The organism is Vibrio pomeroyi, from assembly GCA_041879425.1.
Lineage (GTDB): Bacteria > Pseudomonadota > Gammaproteobacteria > Enterobacterales > Vibrionaceae > Vibrio > Vibrio pomeroyi_A.
This window is the reverse complement of the sequence record CP090854.1, coordinates 2,918,390-2,935,736: the sequence shown is the minus strand read 5'-3', so window position 1 is coordinate 2,935,736 and position 17,347 is coordinate 2,918,390. Positions and strand designations below refer to the sequence as shown.

The window sequence follows — 17,347 nt, the reverse complement described above, 5'->3', positions numbered from 1 at the left end:
AGATTTACTTTACAGGTATACAAAGCCTGATACGTAAATCAAGGAGAGGTTATCATGGATAAGTTTTTGAATAATTGTAAAGAATTCATGAAAGATGAAGAAGGGTTGACTGTTATCGAGTACGTAATCGGTGCAGCATTATTGGTATTAGGCTTAACAACTGTATTTTCTGGCCTTGGTAATACTCTGGCAAATAAATTGAATGCTATTGTTGCCAACGTAGGTTAGTGGTTGAAGCTATGAGCAATAATAAACTGAGACGGCAATCGGGGTTAACTACGGTCGAATATGTGATTGGCGCTGCCTCGCTTGTCCTTGCTGTTGGGTTAGTTTTCTCTGGGATGGCAACAGCCTTACTTAGTAAATTCCAGAGCATTATATCGAGTGTATAAATAGAACATATGATTAATGAGCCTTCTGCTTTTTGGGCGCTACTAATTGCAATCTCGGTATACGATGTTGAAAAGCATCGTATACCCAATAAAATATTGATACTTCTTTTGTTTGTGTATTTTTTGTCAATGTTTGATAGCAATTATACGTTGGACTTTTTCTTGTCTTCATTAGCAGGGGTTGTCGTACTTTTTGGGTTTGCTTTGCTTTTGTATTTTATGAGAGCGATGTCTGCAGGTGATGTGAAGTTATTGGGTGTTGTGGGATTGTATCTTGGGTGGGGACAAATACTTGATGCATCGTACTTTATTTTACTTGCTTCCGGGATGATCGGAACTTTTTATTTGCTGTATAACTATGCAAACTCGAGTAGTGTCAGTGTTAAAGGTTACTTTCAAAATAAACTTATTTTATTGGGTGGTGTTTCACCAGTAAAAAATAAAGATGATAGTTTTCATAATCGATACTTAAATAAAGTGACAATGCCTTTTGCCCCCTCTGTTGTCATAGGGTTAGCGATGTATAGCTATTTTAATTAAAGCTGTTGTTGGTAAGCTTTGTGGAGAGGAATAATATATGGATATTATAGGGCGTACTGCTCCAACAACTTTGAATCCTCAAATTTCAGCGCCAAGTGTACCTACATCTATTGAGATGCTGGGAGTTCCTGAAGTTGTTGTCGAAAACCTTGTTCTTAAGCACTTGTCAGCTTATCCAAAGTCGGATGTTTTAGAGCTTTCTAACTATTTGTGTGTCGTGACACATATTGTTGAAAGTGCTTTGGCCGTTTTAAGAAAAAAATCACTCATCGAAGTTTTCCAACCCGCAACAGTTCTTACTCTTTCATCTGCGTCTCACAGTCATGTCCGTTATTCCCTTTCTGAGAAAGGACTTGAAGAAGCTGATCTTGCCTTTAAACGTGATGCTTATTTAGGTCCTGCACCTGTTTCACTCACTCAATATAGTGACGTGGTAAAACAACAAGATCTGAGAGCAGAGCTAGTGACTCGGCCGCATGTCGAGGCTGCACTGGATGATGTATATGGTGTCGACAAAATGATTTCGGTATTGGGGCCTGCAATCAATTCTGGACGTGCGTTGTTGCTGTATGGGCATGCAGGGACGGGTAAAACATTTGTCGCAAGCCGTATTGTGAATGCTTTGCACACATCTGTATTTATTCCCTATGCAGTCTATGCATTAGGTAACATTATCAAGGTGTTCTCGGCGCAACATCACAAACCGTTGGATAACAACGGCAGCGATCAAAGTATCTCCCTCAAAGATCAATACGACAAGCGTTGGCTTAATTGTGAAAGACCAAATATCCAAGTTGGGGGTGAACTGACAATGGATATGCTTGAAGTGAATCATTCAGAAAATAGTCGAGTCTGGTTAGCACCAGTTCAAATGATGGCAAACAATGGGATCTTTATCATTGATGACCTTGGTCGTCAGCCCATGCCGGTAGATGCGCTTCTTAACCGTTGGATTGTACCGATGGAGTACTCATTCGACTATTTGTCGCTGCCTAATGGCCAGCAGATAACGATGCCATTTGTATTAACTCTTGCCTTTTCTACCAATCTGAACCCAAAGAAAATAAGCGATCCTGCCTTTTTACGTCGTTTAGGTTACAAGATTGAATTCAAGCCACTTAATCAGCGAGATTATGAAGCTTTATGGATGAGCGTCGTTGCTGATAAAGAGGTAGAGCTTCAAGATGGTTTTTTTGAGCGTTTGTCTCAAATGCACACGCTTCTGAAAGTGCCACTTTTCCCATGTTTACCGAAAGATCTCGTTGGTATAAGCAAAGACATTCTTTCGTTTGAGCAACTCCCACCTGTTATCACATTCGATATTCTTTCCATGGCATGGGAAGTTTATTTTACCTCTGATGGACACGAGGAAGAGAATAATGAATAAGAGTCAAGTTTTCCTACTGTTTTTACTGTCCGTAGTATTCGGCTTAGCGGCTGTATTTTTTGCTAAGCAATGGATGGATGATCAAGTTCAGCCAACCGTTGAAGTTGAAACGATAGAGCGTCACCCTGTTGTTGTGGCGTCTCAAGAAATAGAAGCCGGAACTATTATCGAGGATCAGTTTTTAACCACCAGATTGATGGAAGTTGATTGGATTAATGAAAATAACTATTCGGATAAAGCAGAGCTGATTGGCAAGGTTGTTGCGAATACTATCTATGCCGGAGAGGTGCTTCACAAGTTACGATTTACTGTACCAGGAGAAGGGTCAACGCTTGCAGCTCTTATCCCTGAAAATAAACGTGCGGTAACGATACGTGTTGATGATGTTATTGGTGTGGCGGGGTTCTTATTACCGGGTAACAAGGTTGATATTCTCAACACCGTTTCTTACGGAAAAAATTCTGCAGCGACTCAAACAGTATTAAAAGACATCAAGGTTTTGGCTGTCGACCAAACGGCTAAAACGAAAGAAAACAGTCCGATTATCGTACGAGCGGTAACACTTGAGATGACGCCGAAAGAGGCAGAGAAACTTCTCACGGCTAAAAGCAAAGGCGATATTCAGCTGACTTTGAGAAACCCACACGAAGTCGAGAAAAAAGTGGTTCGTCGATATGTACCTAGACCAAGTGTCACCATTATCAAAGGTACAGAAACATCTAATGTGCGCGTCAAGGATTGAGGTGAAATATGAAAATAATAATTGCGTGTGTTTTGAGCCTGATTTGTTTTTCGACGGCCAGTATTGCGGCATTGCAGACAGGAAAAACAGTCACGGTTCCACATCATAAATCTACGCATGTCGTGCTGTCGGGAAAAGCGGCGAAAGTTTCTCTTGGTGATCCTGAAGTTTTAGATATTGTAATTTTAAAATCAAATGAAGTGTTTTTAATCGGTAAAAAATTAGGTGCGACAAACCTCATGGCTTGGGACTCTCGAGGTCAGTTGATAGAGTCTGTGAATATTGAGGTTACTCATGATCTTAATAGCCTCAAAGCTAAATTATATGAGTTCCTTCCTGATGAAACTATCGAGGTGCACAGTGCGCAGAATCGTTTGCTGCTGAGCGGTCAGGTCAGTAACCAACAACAAATGAACGTGGCGATGCGAATCGCAGAAACCTATTCGTCAGGGCAGGCTGCTGACGAATCAAAAGAAAGCGGAAGTGAACAAGCAGCTGCTACAGGTGTTATTAACCTAATGTCTATTGGCGGTGCCCAACAAGTCATGTTGGAGGTGACCGTAGCCGAGGTTCAACGAAGCTTAGTGAGAAAGTTTGATGCGAATTTTCATTTCTTCCAAACCAGTGGTTCTGATTTTTCATGGGGAGCGTCTTCTGTGCCAGCTGGTGTATTGGGTGCAACGCCGATTTTTGATATTCCCACCTCAACAGATTATGGGATTTTAGGTTCTTTTATCGATAGCAATACATTGTTTACCTTTGCTCTGGATGTTGCAAAGCAGAATGGTGTAGCCAAAGTTTTGGCTGAGCCGAATCTAACCGCGTTAAGTGGTTCAAAAGCTGAATTTTTAGCGGGCGGTGAGTTCCCAATCCCTGTGCCTGATGAAGACGGCATCACCATTGAATACAAAGAATATGGTGTAGGGCTGAAATTCATCCCAACGGTGCTTAGTGATAAAAAAATCAACCTGAACTTGGCTGTTGATGTGAGTGAAATTGCGAATAGTAGCTCGCTAACGATTGATCCTGGTACTACCAACGCGACTTACTTCATTCCACCTATTACGCGTCGTAGTGCATCTTCAACACTTGAGTTAGCAGATGGCCAGACTATCGGTATTGCAGGTTTACTGAGTGAGAATGTGAGAGATATCAGCAACAAGATGCCAGGCTTTGGTGATGTGCCGATTTTAGGGCAGCTTTTCAACAGCCAAGAGTATGTATCTGGCGAAACCGAACTGGTTATTCTTGTGACTCCAAGGCTTGCCAAGCCAATCGACCGCACGAAAGTGACATTACCAACAGACGCTTTCGTCGACCCTAATGACTTGGAATATTATTTGTTAGGCCGAAGCGCTTACATTGCTGAACCGTCTGAATCCACTTCAGAGCAATCTCAATCAGCACAGGCCGTATCGCCAACCGACGGCGGTAGTGAAGGCTCATTTGGTCATGATTTATAAGGAGATAGATATGATTAGAATAATGATGGTCTTTCTCGTGATGGTGCTAGTTGGCTGTGCTAATGATGCCCGTTTGGGGCATTCAGTAGCACTAGTGAAAACAGAACAAACATATAACCCTAATGCGACCCAAGAGAATCTACTCGAAGTACCGGACGGTACAGGGGAGCGGATGCAGGCTGGTTACGACCGATATGTTGGCAGAGGTGAAAATGATCTGTCCGGAAGCAGTAGTAGCCAGATCCTAGAAGAGTTTAACTAAATCTGGAGGTACTCACATGTTGTATCGAGTATCACAAAGCCCCAAAAAGCAACAAGGCTTAGTCGTAGTCATGATTACAGCCGCTTTGTTGGTTTTTTTAGCTGTCTCAGCGTTAGCTGTCGATATCAACCATATGGTTGTGAATAAAACGCGGTTACAAAATGCAGTCGATTCTGCTGCGCTAGCTGCCGCAACTATTTTAGACAATAGTAAGGATAAAGATGCCGTAGATGCAGAGGTTGGCACAGCATTAAATGCTATGGCAGCCGCCACAGGTAATCATGAATTTGATTTTAGTACGGCTTCTGTAAACATTGATTATTCAAATGATCCTAAGGATTTTACAGGAACAGCAACGTTCGGTGCAGATGATGATGTCTATGTGCGTGTTCGTGTCGATTCCTTGGATATGGATGAGTTTTTCATTCAAATGTTTGGACTAGAAAAAACCGTTTCGGCGAGTGCGGTTGCTGGCCCTAGTTCTGGTCAGGTCGTTGTTAATAATGTTGTGCCAATTGGTGTGTGTATTGGTGATGGCACGTCGGATAATGATGTCTCACCAGAAGATGGATACCATGATGTTACTGGTGAGGAAATAACCAGTGTTTTTGGTTATGAAGTTGGCACTGTTCATGCGTTAAAGGTAGGCGACAGTAGCTTATCTGAAATGGGGAACGGTAATTACCACCTTCTTGATTTTGGATCAGGCGGTAAAACGGTAAAAGAAGGTTTAGGTGGTAGTTATGATCAGCCGGTTAAAATTGGTGAAGACATTACAACGAAGCCGGGTGGCACGGTAGGTCCGACTGGTGATGGTCTAAATACTCGTTTTGGTGATTATGGCGGCGGTTTATCAGCCTCTGATTACCCTTCAGATTATGTAACAACGGAGCCTACAGACGAAATAACAATTGATGCGAGTACTGGTGAAATCGATTTTGATGGCACTTACAGTTATGCACAATATGAGGCTGACACCAATGCATGTATTGCTAGTGGTGGTAGCGGTTGTGCGTCTAATGGTGTCGCATGGCGTCGGATTTTAGCCATACCTATGGTGGATTGTTCAGGTAAAAGTGGTGGTGCCACTGACTTTACAGTGAACAAAGTTGGTTGCTTCTTTTTGTTACAAAAAGCGCCGACAAATAATTCAGGAACACCTGCCGTATTTGGTGAATTCATTCACTCCTGCAGTGTGACAGGTGGGGCTGGTAGTTCGACCTCTACAACAGAAGGGACTTATAGGATTGTTTTGTATAAGGACCCTGATAGTGGGGAGTCTTGATTATGAAACGGTTGAGAAAACTACAAAGCGGTTTTGCTGCCATCGAGGTGGTACTGGCCACACCCGTATTATTGTTCTTTATGGTATTGGTACTTGAGTTCGGAAATATATTGATTCATTACAATGTCATTTCAAAGTCAGTGCAAAATGGAGCGCGTTATGCGGTTAGTGAAGTCTATGGGACTGTTGGCGGCACAATAGCCCCTACGTCAGAAATTCAGAATGTAGTGGTCTATGGTCAAAATAGTGTGGGCACGGCGGTACTCTCTTCATTGACGACTGCAGATGTCACTGTCACTCAGCCATCAGGTGATAGCTATGTGCGAGTAAGTGTTACCTATGATTATGTTCCACATTTCTTGTCTATTCCCTTTTCGACGGAGAGCTTTGCCATTCCATTAAGTGTGACTTCGGTTATGAGGGTGCTGTGATGAAAAGGCTAAAAGGGTGTATTAAAGGACTTGCCATCGTTGAATTTACATTAGTGTCATGGCTGATTTTTCTTTTGATTTTTTTAATCTTGGCATTTGGTGCTTATATATTTTCACTACAAATGGTCAGTGAAGCGACAAGGAAGGCGGCTAGACTGGCGACAGTATGCTATGTCTTAGATAGAGATAATATTGGTGCAATGGTGGTGGATGAGATCCCACTGGTTGGGTTTTCTGGTGCTAATTTAGAGGTGGCTTACCTCGATGCGAGTGGAGGGGAGATAGCATCAGATTTCGAAGATAACTTCGATGATATTAAGTTTGTACGTGCCAGAGCGACCGGCTACGGCATTCAGTTGATTAGTAACCTAAGTTTCTTAGGTAACAATGGGTTTCTTGCTGCCCCTGCATTCGAAACAATTTTACCGGCTGAAAGTTTAGGGGTTGTGAGGGCAGATTCTGACATTAAGAATCGATGTCCCGAAGTCATCTAGTACAGGAGTTTGATGTATGGGGGAAGCAATTCAAATGACGCCTAATGAGGGTGACATTACGCGTTTGAGAACTAATTTAAAGGTCTGGTTAATATACAATACTGAGGCTTTTCACTCGCATATGAGTCACGAATTGAAGAAATGCCGAAACGTACATGTGACGGCTTTTTCACTCGCGGCAATGAGCGAGGAATACCTAAAAAGTGCTGATGTTCCAGAGCTTATTTTCGTTGAAGCTAATGGGAACTGGGCTCAAAAAATGGTTGAGTTGCAAGGGTATGATTTATCTTTAGAAGACAAGGACTTGTCTTTGGTTGTGCTCGGTGATGAAAGTGATAATGGGTCACTAAAAATCGCACTGCGTTTAGGCGCTTCAGATTTCTTGTCTCACAATGTGACCCTCACCGATTTACTTCCACTTTTAAAGAAAACTGCGTCTGAGAAGCTTGAGAACTCGAGTTACGGTGAGTTTATTTTATTCTTGAACACTAAAGGAGGGATGGGAGCAACCACCTTAGCGTTAAATACTGCCATTGAGATGGCCACGCAGCACCCTAACGAAGTGCTTTTACTCGATATCGATCTTCAATTTGGCGTGATACCTGATTATTTGAATATAACGCCCACTTATAGTGTTTCGGATGCGATCAACAGTTCTAATGATTTGGATGAAATGTCTCTGGGTTCTTTGGTAAATAAACATGAATCGGGTCTCCATGTTCTAAGCTTCAAACATGAAAATAATGCTGATGATTTCGAGCAGGCACAGAAAATAGGTCGACTACTTCCTATATTACGTCGCTTTTATCCTTACGTAGTTATTGACCTGTCTAGAGGGTTAGATCATGTATTTGCATCTGCTATATCACCAGCAACGAAAGTGCTTCTGGTTTTACAGCAGAGTTTAGTGTCAGTAAAAAACACAAGTAGATTAATTAAGTCTCTGAAGTTTGAGTACGGCTTACAAAGCGACGCAATAGAGGTGATCCTTAACCGTTACGAAAAACGACATTCTATTAAGTTAAAGGACATTGAGCAGGCGGTGGGTAACCACGATATCCACTTGATGCCTAATGACTTTAAAGTGGCACTAGAGAGCGCCAACTTGGGGCAGCCGTTAGTTCAGTCGAGAAAGAAAAGCTCAATTACTCGTTCTATCATCGATTTGTCTCACGTTCTTTCACCACCAGAGCAAGAAGAAAAAGGGTGGTTGAAAAAGTGGTTTTCATAACGGGTAGATGAATAGTGAACACGAGGGATTGTGATGTTCTTTAAACGAAAAAATGTAAATCCAGAGTTTGAAAAAAGAGTAGAACAGATTTCGCATGACTCAGAAGATACCAACCCTGTTGAGCGTTTATCCAGTGTTGATACCTCTAGTCAATCTCGCAGTTCTGAAGCGAATGTAGAAAAGGAAAAGGCGATTGATGAAGCTCGAAAAGTGTTGGAGCAAGAGTTATCAATCAAACACTTTTTTCACAAGCAGTTGCTTGAAACATTGGACTTAGGATTACTTTCGAGCTTGGAGAAAGAGCGCGCTAAGCTAGATTTGCACGAAGCGATCGTACAGCTAATGGCTGAAGATGGTAGCCATGCTCTGAGCGCAGAAGGTCGTAAACGAGTTATCAAGCAGATAGAAGATGAGGTTTTTGGTCTTGGTCCGTTAGAGCCTCTATTAGCCGATCAAACTGTGTCGGATATATTGGTTAACGGACCTAAAAGTGTTTACGTTGAGCGAAGAGGTAAACTCGAAAAAACGCCCTATACTTTTATCGATGATCGCCATCTAAGAAACATTATCGACCGTATCGTCAGTCAGGTTGGCCGTCGCATAGATGAAGCGTCACCTATGGTAGATGCCCGTCTAGTTGATGGGTCTCGTGTGAACGCTATCATCCCTCCTCTTGCGCTTGATGGTCCTTCTGTTTCTATCCGTCGTTTTGCTGTCGATCGTTTAACGATGGATAACCTGATTGACTACAATTCAGTTTCGCCTCAAATGGCTAAATTTGTTGAAGCTGCTGTTAAAGGCGAACTCAACATATTGATTTCAGGTGGTACCGGTTCAGGAAAAACCACTACATTAAACATCTTCTCTGGCTTTATTCCTCGAGATCAGCGAATTATTACCATAGAAGACTCGGCGGAATTACAACTTCAACAACCTCATGTAATTCGGTTAGAAACCCGGCCTGCCAACCTGGAAGGGAAGGGAGAAATCAGTCAGCGAGAATTGGTTAAAAACACCTTGCGTATGCGACCTGACCGAATTGTGGTTGGGGAGGTGCGTGGTAGCGAAGCTGTTGACATGTTAGCGGCGATGAATACTGGTCATGATGGCTCTCTTGCTACTATTCACGCGAATACCCCTCGTGATGCCTTGAGTCGTGTCGAAAACATGTTCTCGATGGCAGGGTGGAACATATCGACCAAAAACTTACGTGCTCAAATCGCTTCGGCCATCCACCTTGTTGTTCAAATGGAACGCCAAGAAGATGGTAAGCGTCGTATGGTGAGTATCCAAGAGATCAACGGCATGGAAGGTGAAGTGATTACGATGTCTGAAATATTCCGTTTTCAGCGTAAAGGTATTGATGAAAACGGCAATATTATCGGTTATTTCACGGCAACGGGGGTTGTGCCTCAATACCATGACCAGTTAGTCAAACGTGGACTCGATCTGCCTTTCGAGCTCTTTAGTGAGACCAAAGGTTAAGGAGAGATTATGGACAATGTAAGTGTTTCATTAGGTCTATTGTTTATCGCAGTACTTTTTATTTCCCAAGCGTTGTTGTTACCTGCTGCGGGTAAGAAAGCGAAGCATAAAGAGTTGTCTCGTCGCTTGAAAGAGACGCAACGTAATATCGATGCAGAGAGTTTGTCACTACTCAAAGAACACTATAACAAAGAACTTTCCCCGTTGGATCGTAAGCTCATCGTTATCTCTTTCTTCGCGGGTTTGAAAAAAATGTTGGAACTCGCAGGTATGAAAGTGGCGTTAAGCCGGTTCTTACTGATTGTTTCTCTTTGCGCTGTATTGCTCTCATTGATATCCATAATGACCAACCAAGTGTGGTTCATAAGTGTTGCGGCATTCATCTTTGTTTGGGTTATTGCTTACCTATTTGTGCAAAATCGAGTGACTTACCGAATGGCTCGATTCGAAGAACAACTTCCTGAAGCGTTGGATATTATTCGACGTGCCTTACAAGCAGGGCAACCGCTTGTTCAATCATTTAATGAGGTAGGCGAAGAGCTTCCGGACCCAATCGGTACCGAATTTAAGAACACCTATAACTTACTTAATTATGGCTATGATTTACGTCTAGCGATTTTACAGATGACAGAACGAGTTCCAACTGTATCAATGCTCGCTTTTTCTAGTGCCGTAATGTTGCAAAAAGAGACTGGGGGTAACTTATCTGAGAACTTACAAAAGGTATCTGAAGTACTTAGAGCACGTTTTAAATTGGAAAGGAAGATAAAAACACTCTCTGCTGAAAGTCGTTTATCAGCATGGATCTTAACGTTATCCCCTTTTGGTTTGTTTTTCGCATTGCGGGTGGCTAGTCCCGAGTATATCGAACCACTTTATAAAGATCCGCGCGGTTTATCGATGGTCAGTGTCGGTATTGTTCTTTTGGCCATCGGGGCCTTGTGGATTAAAAAGATCATCAGCATAGAGATTTAACTTATGGAACTACTCAATATTGAAGTCTGGAAGCAGATGCTAGAAGAATTTGGGATCAGCTCTCAGGTGGTTATTTACGCGATGATTTTGCTCACTACTGTCTTGTTAACATTGACGGTTGGGTTTCTATTTTTAGGTGCACGATCTCCTTTAGACAGGAAGCTAAGACAAATATCTGAAGAGGGAAGTACAGATGGAAGAAAGCCCTATGATTTCTCAAATACGCTTGAATCATTAAGCCCTTTTATAAGTAAAGGGAACAAAAAAGATAATGAAACTTACTCAGAAAAACTGATGCATGCTGGGTTCCATGAGAAGAGCTCATTATCAGTTTTTTATGCGTTGAAGGTTTTATCTAGCTTAATAGGCATCATTGCTGCTTTCATGGTTTATTACATAGCGTTGGGCGGAGATTACAATAACTTACTCATCATGACCTGTGTTTTTCTCGGAACATTCACGCCAAATATTGTTCTGAGTAAGTTACAAAAAGAACGTCAGAAAAAAATAAGAAATGGTGTCCCTGATGCGCTTGATCTTCTTGTTGTGTGTACCGAATCTGGGCTTGGTTTTAATGCTGCACTTGGTCGTGTTGCATCAGAGCTCTATGTCTCTCAGCCGGAGCTTGCGGATGAACTTGAGACTGTGTTTGCTAAAATTCAAGCGGGTGTCACCATGCCTGATGCACTTAGGCAACTTATCGAACGAACGGGTTTAGTCGAACTAGAAGGCTTGGTTTCTTTGCTTTCTCATGCATCGAGAATGGGGGGAAGCTTAGCGCAAACGCTACGTGATTATACGGAAGATTTTCGAGATAAACGCCAGCAAGCGGCAGAAGAGGTGGCAGCTAAAATACCGACTAAAATGTTATTTCCTATGCTGATATTTATTTGGCCTTGTTTTTTCATTGTCGCACTTGGGCCAGGACTACTTATCGTAATGGACGCATTGAGTGCGCCGGGAGCAAGTTTATGATGTTATACCATAAGTTCCTTTTACTTTTTCTACCAATACTACTACTTGGTTGTGCCTCATCTGATGAACCAACGAATCAATTTGATGCGGAATTGTACTCAGGTAAACCGATAGATACGTTAACGAATGATGACCCTCCTTTGAGTGAGAAAGAGGCGATCATGCGTGGTGATGTAGCATTAAGGGATAACAATGTCGATCTTGCCCTGTATGAATACATTCGCTCACTGTCTTTTCCTGAGCAAGAGTTTCACGACAAAACGCTGTTTACTATAGGTAAAATCCATTCATCTCGTGGCAACGCAGCGCTTGCCGAGAAAGCGTATTTGGCTGCCTTAGATTTCAATCCAGCACATACCGAGGTATTGGAAGAGTTGGGCGTTTTGTATACGAAGCAGCGACGAACAGATGAAGGTCGAAGTTATTTCTTTAAAGCGATTAATGCCGACCAAGTTCGTTTGAAAAGTAGTGAAACGATTAAAAACCACCAAGCGTTAAGCCAAAGTGAAGTCGCTAGCTTGAAGGTCGACAGTATGTCTCCTGCGTCAGCATATATGGGAATTGGTGTGTTGGAAGATGTCGACGGAAAGCATCAGATAGCTCAAGAGTACTTCAAAAAGTCACTGCAGATAGACAAAAACTCATTCAAAGCTCTGTTGAATATGGGCTACTCCCATTACATGTACGGCAATTACAAAGAAGCGTATCAGTACACGCGTTCAGCTCTAGAGTTAGAGCCAAATAGTGAGAAGGCCCAAAACAATCTAGCCCTCATTTATCTGGCTTCCGGTGATGTTAAGAAAGCCACTAATATGTTTATGCGACATATGGATACGCCTGAAGCATTGAATAATGTAGGTTATTTCCTAATATTACAAGGTAAGCCGGATGAAGCCGTTCCTTACCTTCAGCAAGCAATAGACAAGAAACCATCGTATTACAGAGTTGCGAACGAAAACTTAAACAGAGCACTAGCGGAAGTGAGAGAGATGGAGCAATAGTCGTTTAAATTTTGGCTCAGTGAAAAGGATATTCATGTCGCCTAAAAGTGAGAGTTTTAATAAAGATATCATTGTTATCTCTGTCATCTGGCTAGTTTGTGCCACAGTGATCTTTATTTACAAGTGGGAGAGTGTTTCAGCTCTTAACCTGAATGACAATGACGACTATATGCGTTTCGTTCAATTTCAGGATTGGATGACAACTGGACATTGGTACCTAGAGCCAATGAATAATTTTAATGCCGCTGACGGCATTGTTATTCATTGGTCTCGCTTTCCTGATTTAATCTTATCGCTCGTAGCTTTTCCATTGTTGTTTATCGTCGATGATAATCTTGCTTATACAATATCAATTTCTCTTGTCCCTCTGCTTTACTTGCTACTTTTTTCGCTGTCATGCTTTTACCTAGCTGACCACCTCTTCGGTGCCAAGTATCGCTTTATTAGCATGATGTTTGCGATTTCTTCGCCTTCAATTATCCATTTTTTACCCGGTTCTATTGATCATCATAATATTCAGCTGGTCTTTGCGGCCCTATTTCTAGCTTTAACGCCATTGAATCGTGACCAGTTGCGCCATGCGTGGCGTGTTTATGCGCAATCTATCTTGCTGTCTCTATCTTTATGGACGGGGCTTGATAATGTTTTGCTATTCATGTTTTTTTTTGCGATTTACACCGTGTATTACGGCCTTGTTCGCCATGAGTGGTTTGGCTATATCTCTAAGTTGTATGCGAGTTCCGCTCTGTTTGGGATTTGTGCGGTTTTATTAAATCGCCCTTACGATGAGTTTTTTGTTTTTAAGTACGACGAAATATCATTTGTTCTCATCATCCTTTTCTTTTGTGGTTGGCTTTTCGTTAATGTTTATCATCGATTAATGAGTGAAGATAAAAGCCTACTGCAAAAGGTTTTACTGTTCGTATCGCTTGCTGTTTTATTTTTAATACCAGTGGCAGTGCTTTATCCATCACTTAGCAGTGCGTTGTTAATTGATTACCCTCCGATACTTAAAGTGTATTGGTTAGACCAAGTGACAGAAGCGAAATCGATCGTTAGATACGTCACAAGTCATGGTTTTTTCTCGATAGAGAATTACGCTTTGCTGGTGATTCCTGCCACGTTATATCCGCTGTTTAAGAACAAAAACGACCACTGCACAATTTTGTATCTCATCTTTATGTTCAATTTAGCTCTTGCGATCTTTTGGCAGATTAGAGTAATGAGGTTGTGTTTTGTGCTAGCGGCTCCCCTGCAAGCATATGTGATTCTTCAGTTAGCAGATTACATCCGTTCCTCCATCATAAAAGCGACCGTTATTATTTCTGGAGCACCACTAGCGGTCGCCTTTGTCATTCTCGCGTTGTCGCCAACCGAAGAAATTAAAACTACTCTTGATCAAAAGGAGCAATCGCTGAAGATTCATAAGGTTTTAAAAGATAACGATATAAATTCGCACACCATACTTTCAGGGATTGAAACGGGGGCTCCAGTGTTGGCAAAAACGGATAATCGAATTATTGCTGCTCCTTACCATCGAAATATTGTTGGGAACCAATTTCTTATTGAAGTGATGCTAGAGGAAGATCTGAGCTTAGCCGAAAGGAAAATCATAGAGAAAAGCATCGATATCATTGTTATTGGCAATGACCCGCATTTGTTGATTTTAAAGGACTCAGCGAGCGAGGAGGCATTTATCAATAAGCTGTACAGCTCAGGTACGCCAACTTGGTTAGATGTTGTGTACGACAATATTGAAAATGGGTACCGAGTGTTTCGAGTCAGGGAGAGTTCATGAAGAATCAAACCATAGCGGTGTTACTCCCGTGCTATAACGAAGCCGGAGCGGTTGGAAAAACGGTGGCTGACTTTCAACGTGCACTACCAAGTGCGACGATTTATGTGTACGACAATAACTCCACTGATGGCACGGTCGAAGAGGCGCTGCAAGCTGGTGCTGTTGTCCGCCATGAGTATCGTCAAGGCAAAGGCGAAGTCGTGCGACGGATGTTCTCAGATATTGATGCTGACATTTATATCATGGCAGATGGTGATGATACCTACGACGCCTCCATTAGCCCTACACTGATTGAACAACTGGTTACTGAACAGCTCGATATGATCATTGGCAGTCGAGAGCGCTCTTCCGAGGCTTATCCTGCAGGACATATTTTGGGTAATAAGATGTTTTCGACTCTGATAAATAAAGGGTTCAATGCTCAATTGAATGACGTTTTCTCTGGCTATCGAGTGATGAGTCGCCGGTTTGTAAAAACGGTTCCTATTTTCAGTGATGGCTTTCAAATTGAGACGGAACTAACCGTGCATGCATTGCACCATAATATGTCGATCAAAGAAGTACCCACTCATTATCACTCAAGGCCTGAAGGCACGGCGAGTAAGCTGAATACTTTGAGTGATGGGATCAAAATCCTCAACTTTATTTTGTTCCTGCTAAGAGACGTAAAGCCGATGTTTTTTTTCGGTGCTTTGTCGGTGTTGCTTTGCTTTATCTCACTGGGGTTAGGGATTCCCGTTATTATCGATTTTATTGATACCGGGCTCGTTGAAAGGGTCCCAACAGCTATTCTGTCTAGTTCAATTGCACTTATCGCGGTGATGTCTTTCTTTTGCGGCTTGATACTCGACAACGTGTCGCGCGGCAGACGAGAGATGAGGATCCTTTCAATATTAACAAGTCACGATCACAAGCCATCTCAATAGGATTCAGGAATGAGAATAAATAAGGATGAAGACAAGGAGTGGCTCGATTATTTGTCCCGTTTCAGTGATGAATATGACGAGCGAGTCTACGAAAGCAGTACAACAGGCTATGTGATGAGGGCGGGGCATATAGCGTGTGAGAAGCCTTTCAGTAACAGAGAGCATTTCTCGAAGGTGCTAGAAGTGGGCTCAGGAACGGGTGAACACTTGAGACATGTTCAGCATAGTTTTGACGAGTATACGGTCAGTGATGGTGATTCAGCCGCACTTGAAGTGGCAAAAAAGCAACTCAGTAACACGAGCACTTATGACAAGCTCGTTTTTAATGTAACGAATGCACGAGCGTTAGACTTTGAAAGTAACAGTTTTGATCGTGTTATTGCGACACATATATTGGAACACCTTTATGAGCCTCATCTTGTGATTAAAGAATGGCTTAGGGTATTAAAGCCGGGCGGCACTTTGTCCATTTTGATTCCTACAGACCCAGGTATTGCATGGAAAGTTGGCCGTTATATGACGACAAGAAAACTTGGTGTGAAAAAGGGGTGGAACTACGATTACATTATGGCGAGAGAGCATGTTAACCCCTGCAATAATTTGATCGCCTTTTTAAAGTATTACCTCCCTGATAATAAACACGCTTTTTGGCCATTAAGCCCAATCCCGCTCATTGATTGCAATTTGTTTTTTAACTTCCATGGAATCAAACCTGCTAGTTAAAGGTTCGGCGGCTCCTGTCGTTCAATCGTAAGCAAGAAGTTAGGTGTTCACTAACTTCTTGCTTCGGTTAGGTTGTTAGTTAGCAAAGCCAGTAAGAGCGCCGAATAGCATAAACGTGCCGACAAGCCCTACGATTGGCATCTTGACCGTTTTCAATAGCCACACACCTACGATGATCAGAGCGAAGTCTAAACCGCTACTAACCGCACTTGTGAAGATTGGCTGATACAGAGCCGCAAGTAGTAACCCGACTACAGCTGCATTGACACCTGTTAGTGCACCACCAACTAATGGTTTACTTGCAATTGCTTGCCAGTTTTTCAGTACACCCAATAGCAATAAGAAGCCCGGTAAGAACACAGCAATCGTTGCGAGTAGTGCGCCTGTGATCGGTGCTGACGGCATCAATACATAACCTAAATAAGTCGCGAGTGTAAACATAGGTCCAGGTACTGCTTGTGCTGCTGCATAACCTGTTAGGAAGGCATCTTGAGACAGTTGGTCGCCAATACCATTTTGTAGCAACGGAAGTACTACGTGGCCGCCACCGAATACTAAGCTGCCTGCTTGGTAGAATAGGCCAAACACTTCAATACCTTGAGAGTAAGCACTGAATAGAGGTAGACCAACCAATAACGCAACAAAAATCACGAGAGGCGTTACCGATATTTTTTGTGTTGAAGGTGTCGTTTTTAGCTCTTGAGACGTCAAGAACTTACTACCAACCATCGCTGCAAATAGAAGCACTAAAACTTGAGGCCAGATGCCTGGAATCAGTAGCAGAACAATCGCGGTGATCACACATAAGGCGGTCGCTATCTTCGACTGGCAAAAGTTCTTGTACATACCAAAGGTTGCATCAGCTACAACCACTACCGCTAATAACTTAAGCCCGTGAATGATTGAATTGAAAAGTGGTGCTTCCAATAGTTGGTTGCTCACTAACGCCAATATCAGCATCAGAATCACAGATGGGGAAGTGAAGCCGACAAATGCAGCAATAGCACCTGTTAATCCACCTTTCTTGTAGCCAACCGCAAAGCCAACCTGACTTGAACCTGGGCCCGGTAGAAATTGACTAAGAGCGACAATCTGCCCGTATTCTTCGTCGGACAACCAATTCAGTTTCTCAACAAAGGTTTTACGGAAGTAGCCAATGTGTGCTGCTGGTCCACCAAAGCTAATCCAGCCAAGCCAAAAAAAGGTTTTAAAAATTGAAAGCATGATCGATTCCAGA

Annotated in this window: 18 protein-coding genes; 17 read left to right on the top strand and 1 reads right to left on the bottom strand. The window is 42.5% G+C overall.

Annotated elements, in window-relative coordinates; translation table 11 throughout:
* The first annotated feature begins 54 nt into the window (after positions 1-54).
* The 17 genes from L0992_12805 to L0992_12725 all read left to right on the top strand — a co-directional run bounded on the left by L0992_12805 (position 55) and on the right by L0992_12725 (position 16,110).
* Positions 55-228 (top strand): Flp family type IVb pilin, encoded by a 174-nt coding sequence (locus L0992_12805; protein XGB66594.1) that lies wholly within the window; start codon positions 55-57, stop codon positions 226-228.
* A 173-nt stretch (positions 229-401) separates the two neighbouring features.
* Entirely contained in the window at positions 402-932 is a 531-nt protein-coding gene (locus L0992_12800; GenBank protein ID XGB66593.1) for an A24 family peptidase, read from the top strand.
* A gap of 37 nt (positions 933-969) precedes the next feature.
* Positions 970-2,319, top strand: coding sequence for an AAA family ATPase (locus L0992_12795; protein XGB66592.1), 1,350 nt, complete (start codon positions 970-972; stop codon positions 2,317-2,319).
* A complete protein-coding gene (gene cpaB, locus L0992_12790) occupies positions 2,312-3,061 on the top strand; it encodes a Flp pilus assembly protein CpaB (GenBank protein XGB66591.1) in 750 nt (249 codons plus the stop codon). The genes L0992_12795 and cpaB overlap by 8 nt, the downstream gene beginning before the upstream one ends.
* Before the next feature lie 8 nt (positions 3,062-3,069).
* A complete protein-coding gene (locus L0992_12785; protein ID XGB66590.1) occupies positions 3,070-4,524 on the top strand; it encodes a type II and III secretion system protein family protein in 1,455 nt (484 codons plus the stop codon).
* Positions 4,514-4,786 carry a hypothetical protein gene (locus L0992_12780; protein ID XGB66589.1) on the top strand — a complete coding sequence of 91 codons (273 nt, stop codon included), beginning with the start codon at positions 4,514-4,516 and terminating at the stop codon, positions 4,784-4,786. Before L0992_12785 ends, L0992_12780 begins: the two co-directional genes overlap by 11 nt.
* Before the next feature lie 16 nt (positions 4,787-4,802).
* Positions 4,803-6,071: a Tad domain-containing protein gene (locus L0992_12775; GenBank protein ID XGB66588.1), complete on the top strand. Its 1,269-nt coding sequence runs from the start codon at positions 4,803-4,805 to the stop codon at positions 6,069-6,071.
* A gap of 2 nt (positions 6,072-6,073) precedes the next feature.
* Positions 6,074-6,502: a pilus assembly protein gene (locus L0992_12770; GenBank protein ID XGB66587.1), complete on the top strand. Its 429-nt coding sequence runs from the start codon at positions 6,074-6,076 to the stop codon at positions 6,500-6,502.
* Entirely contained in the window at positions 6,502-6,996 is a 495-nt protein-coding gene (locus L0992_12765) for a pilus assembly protein (GenBank protein ID XGB66586.1), read from the top strand. The genes L0992_12770 and L0992_12765 overlap by 1 nt, the downstream gene beginning before the upstream one ends.
* Before the next feature lie 16 nt (positions 6,997-7,012).
* A complete protein-coding gene (locus tag L0992_12760; GenBank protein ID XGB66585.1) occupies positions 7,013-8,227 on the top strand; it encodes an AAA family ATPase in 1,215 nt (404 codons plus the stop codon).
* A gap of 33 nt (positions 8,228-8,260) precedes the next feature.
* On the top strand, positions 8,261-9,712 hold the full coding sequence (locus tag L0992_12755) for a CpaF family protein (GenBank protein ID XGB66584.1): 1,452 nt from the start codon (positions 8,261-8,263) through the stop codon (positions 9,710-9,712).
* Positions 9,713-9,721: 9 nt separating this feature from the next.
* The gene (locus L0992_12750) at positions 9,722-10,687 is read left to right on the top strand and encodes a type II secretion system F family protein (GenBank protein ID XGB66583.1); all 966 of its coding nucleotides are present in this window, start codon (positions 9,722-9,724) and stop codon (positions 10,685-10,687) included.
* Between the two features lie 3 nt (positions 10,688-10,690).
* A complete protein-coding gene (locus L0992_12745; protein XGB66582.1) occupies positions 10,691-11,662 on the top strand; it encodes a type II secretion system F family protein in 972 nt (323 codons plus the stop codon).
* Entirely contained in the window at positions 11,659-12,663 is a 1,005-nt protein-coding gene (locus L0992_12740) for a tetratricopeptide repeat protein (protein XGB66581.1), read from the top strand. Before L0992_12745 ends, L0992_12740 begins: the two co-directional genes overlap by 4 nt.
* Positions 12,664-12,697: 34 nt before the next feature.
* Positions 12,698-14,461 carry a hypothetical protein gene (locus L0992_12735; GenBank protein XGB66580.1) on the top strand — a complete coding sequence of 588 codons (1,764 nt, stop codon included), beginning with the start codon at positions 12,698-12,700 and terminating at the stop codon, positions 14,459-14,461.
* The gene (locus L0992_12730; GenBank protein ID XGB66579.1) at positions 14,458-15,387 is read left to right on the top strand and encodes a glycosyltransferase family 2 protein; all 930 of its coding nucleotides are present in this window, start codon (positions 14,458-14,460) and stop codon (positions 15,385-15,387) included. Before L0992_12735 ends, L0992_12730 begins: the two co-directional genes overlap by 4 nt.
* A 9-nt stretch (positions 15,388-15,396) precedes the next feature.
* Positions 15,397-16,110: a class I SAM-dependent methyltransferase gene (locus tag L0992_12725; GenBank protein ID XGB66578.1), complete on the top strand. Its 714-nt coding sequence runs from the start codon at positions 15,397-15,399 to the stop codon at positions 16,108-16,110.
* A gap of 75 nt (positions 16,111-16,185) precedes the next feature.
* Here L0992_12725 and chrA read toward each other — a convergent pair whose 3' ends face one another.
* Complete coding sequence (gene chrA, locus L0992_12720) at positions 16,186-17,334, bottom strand: chromate efflux transporter (protein ID XGB66577.1); 1,149 nt, start codon at positions 17,332-17,334, stop codon at positions 16,186-16,188.
* Positions 17,335-17,347 lie beyond the last annotated feature (13 nt).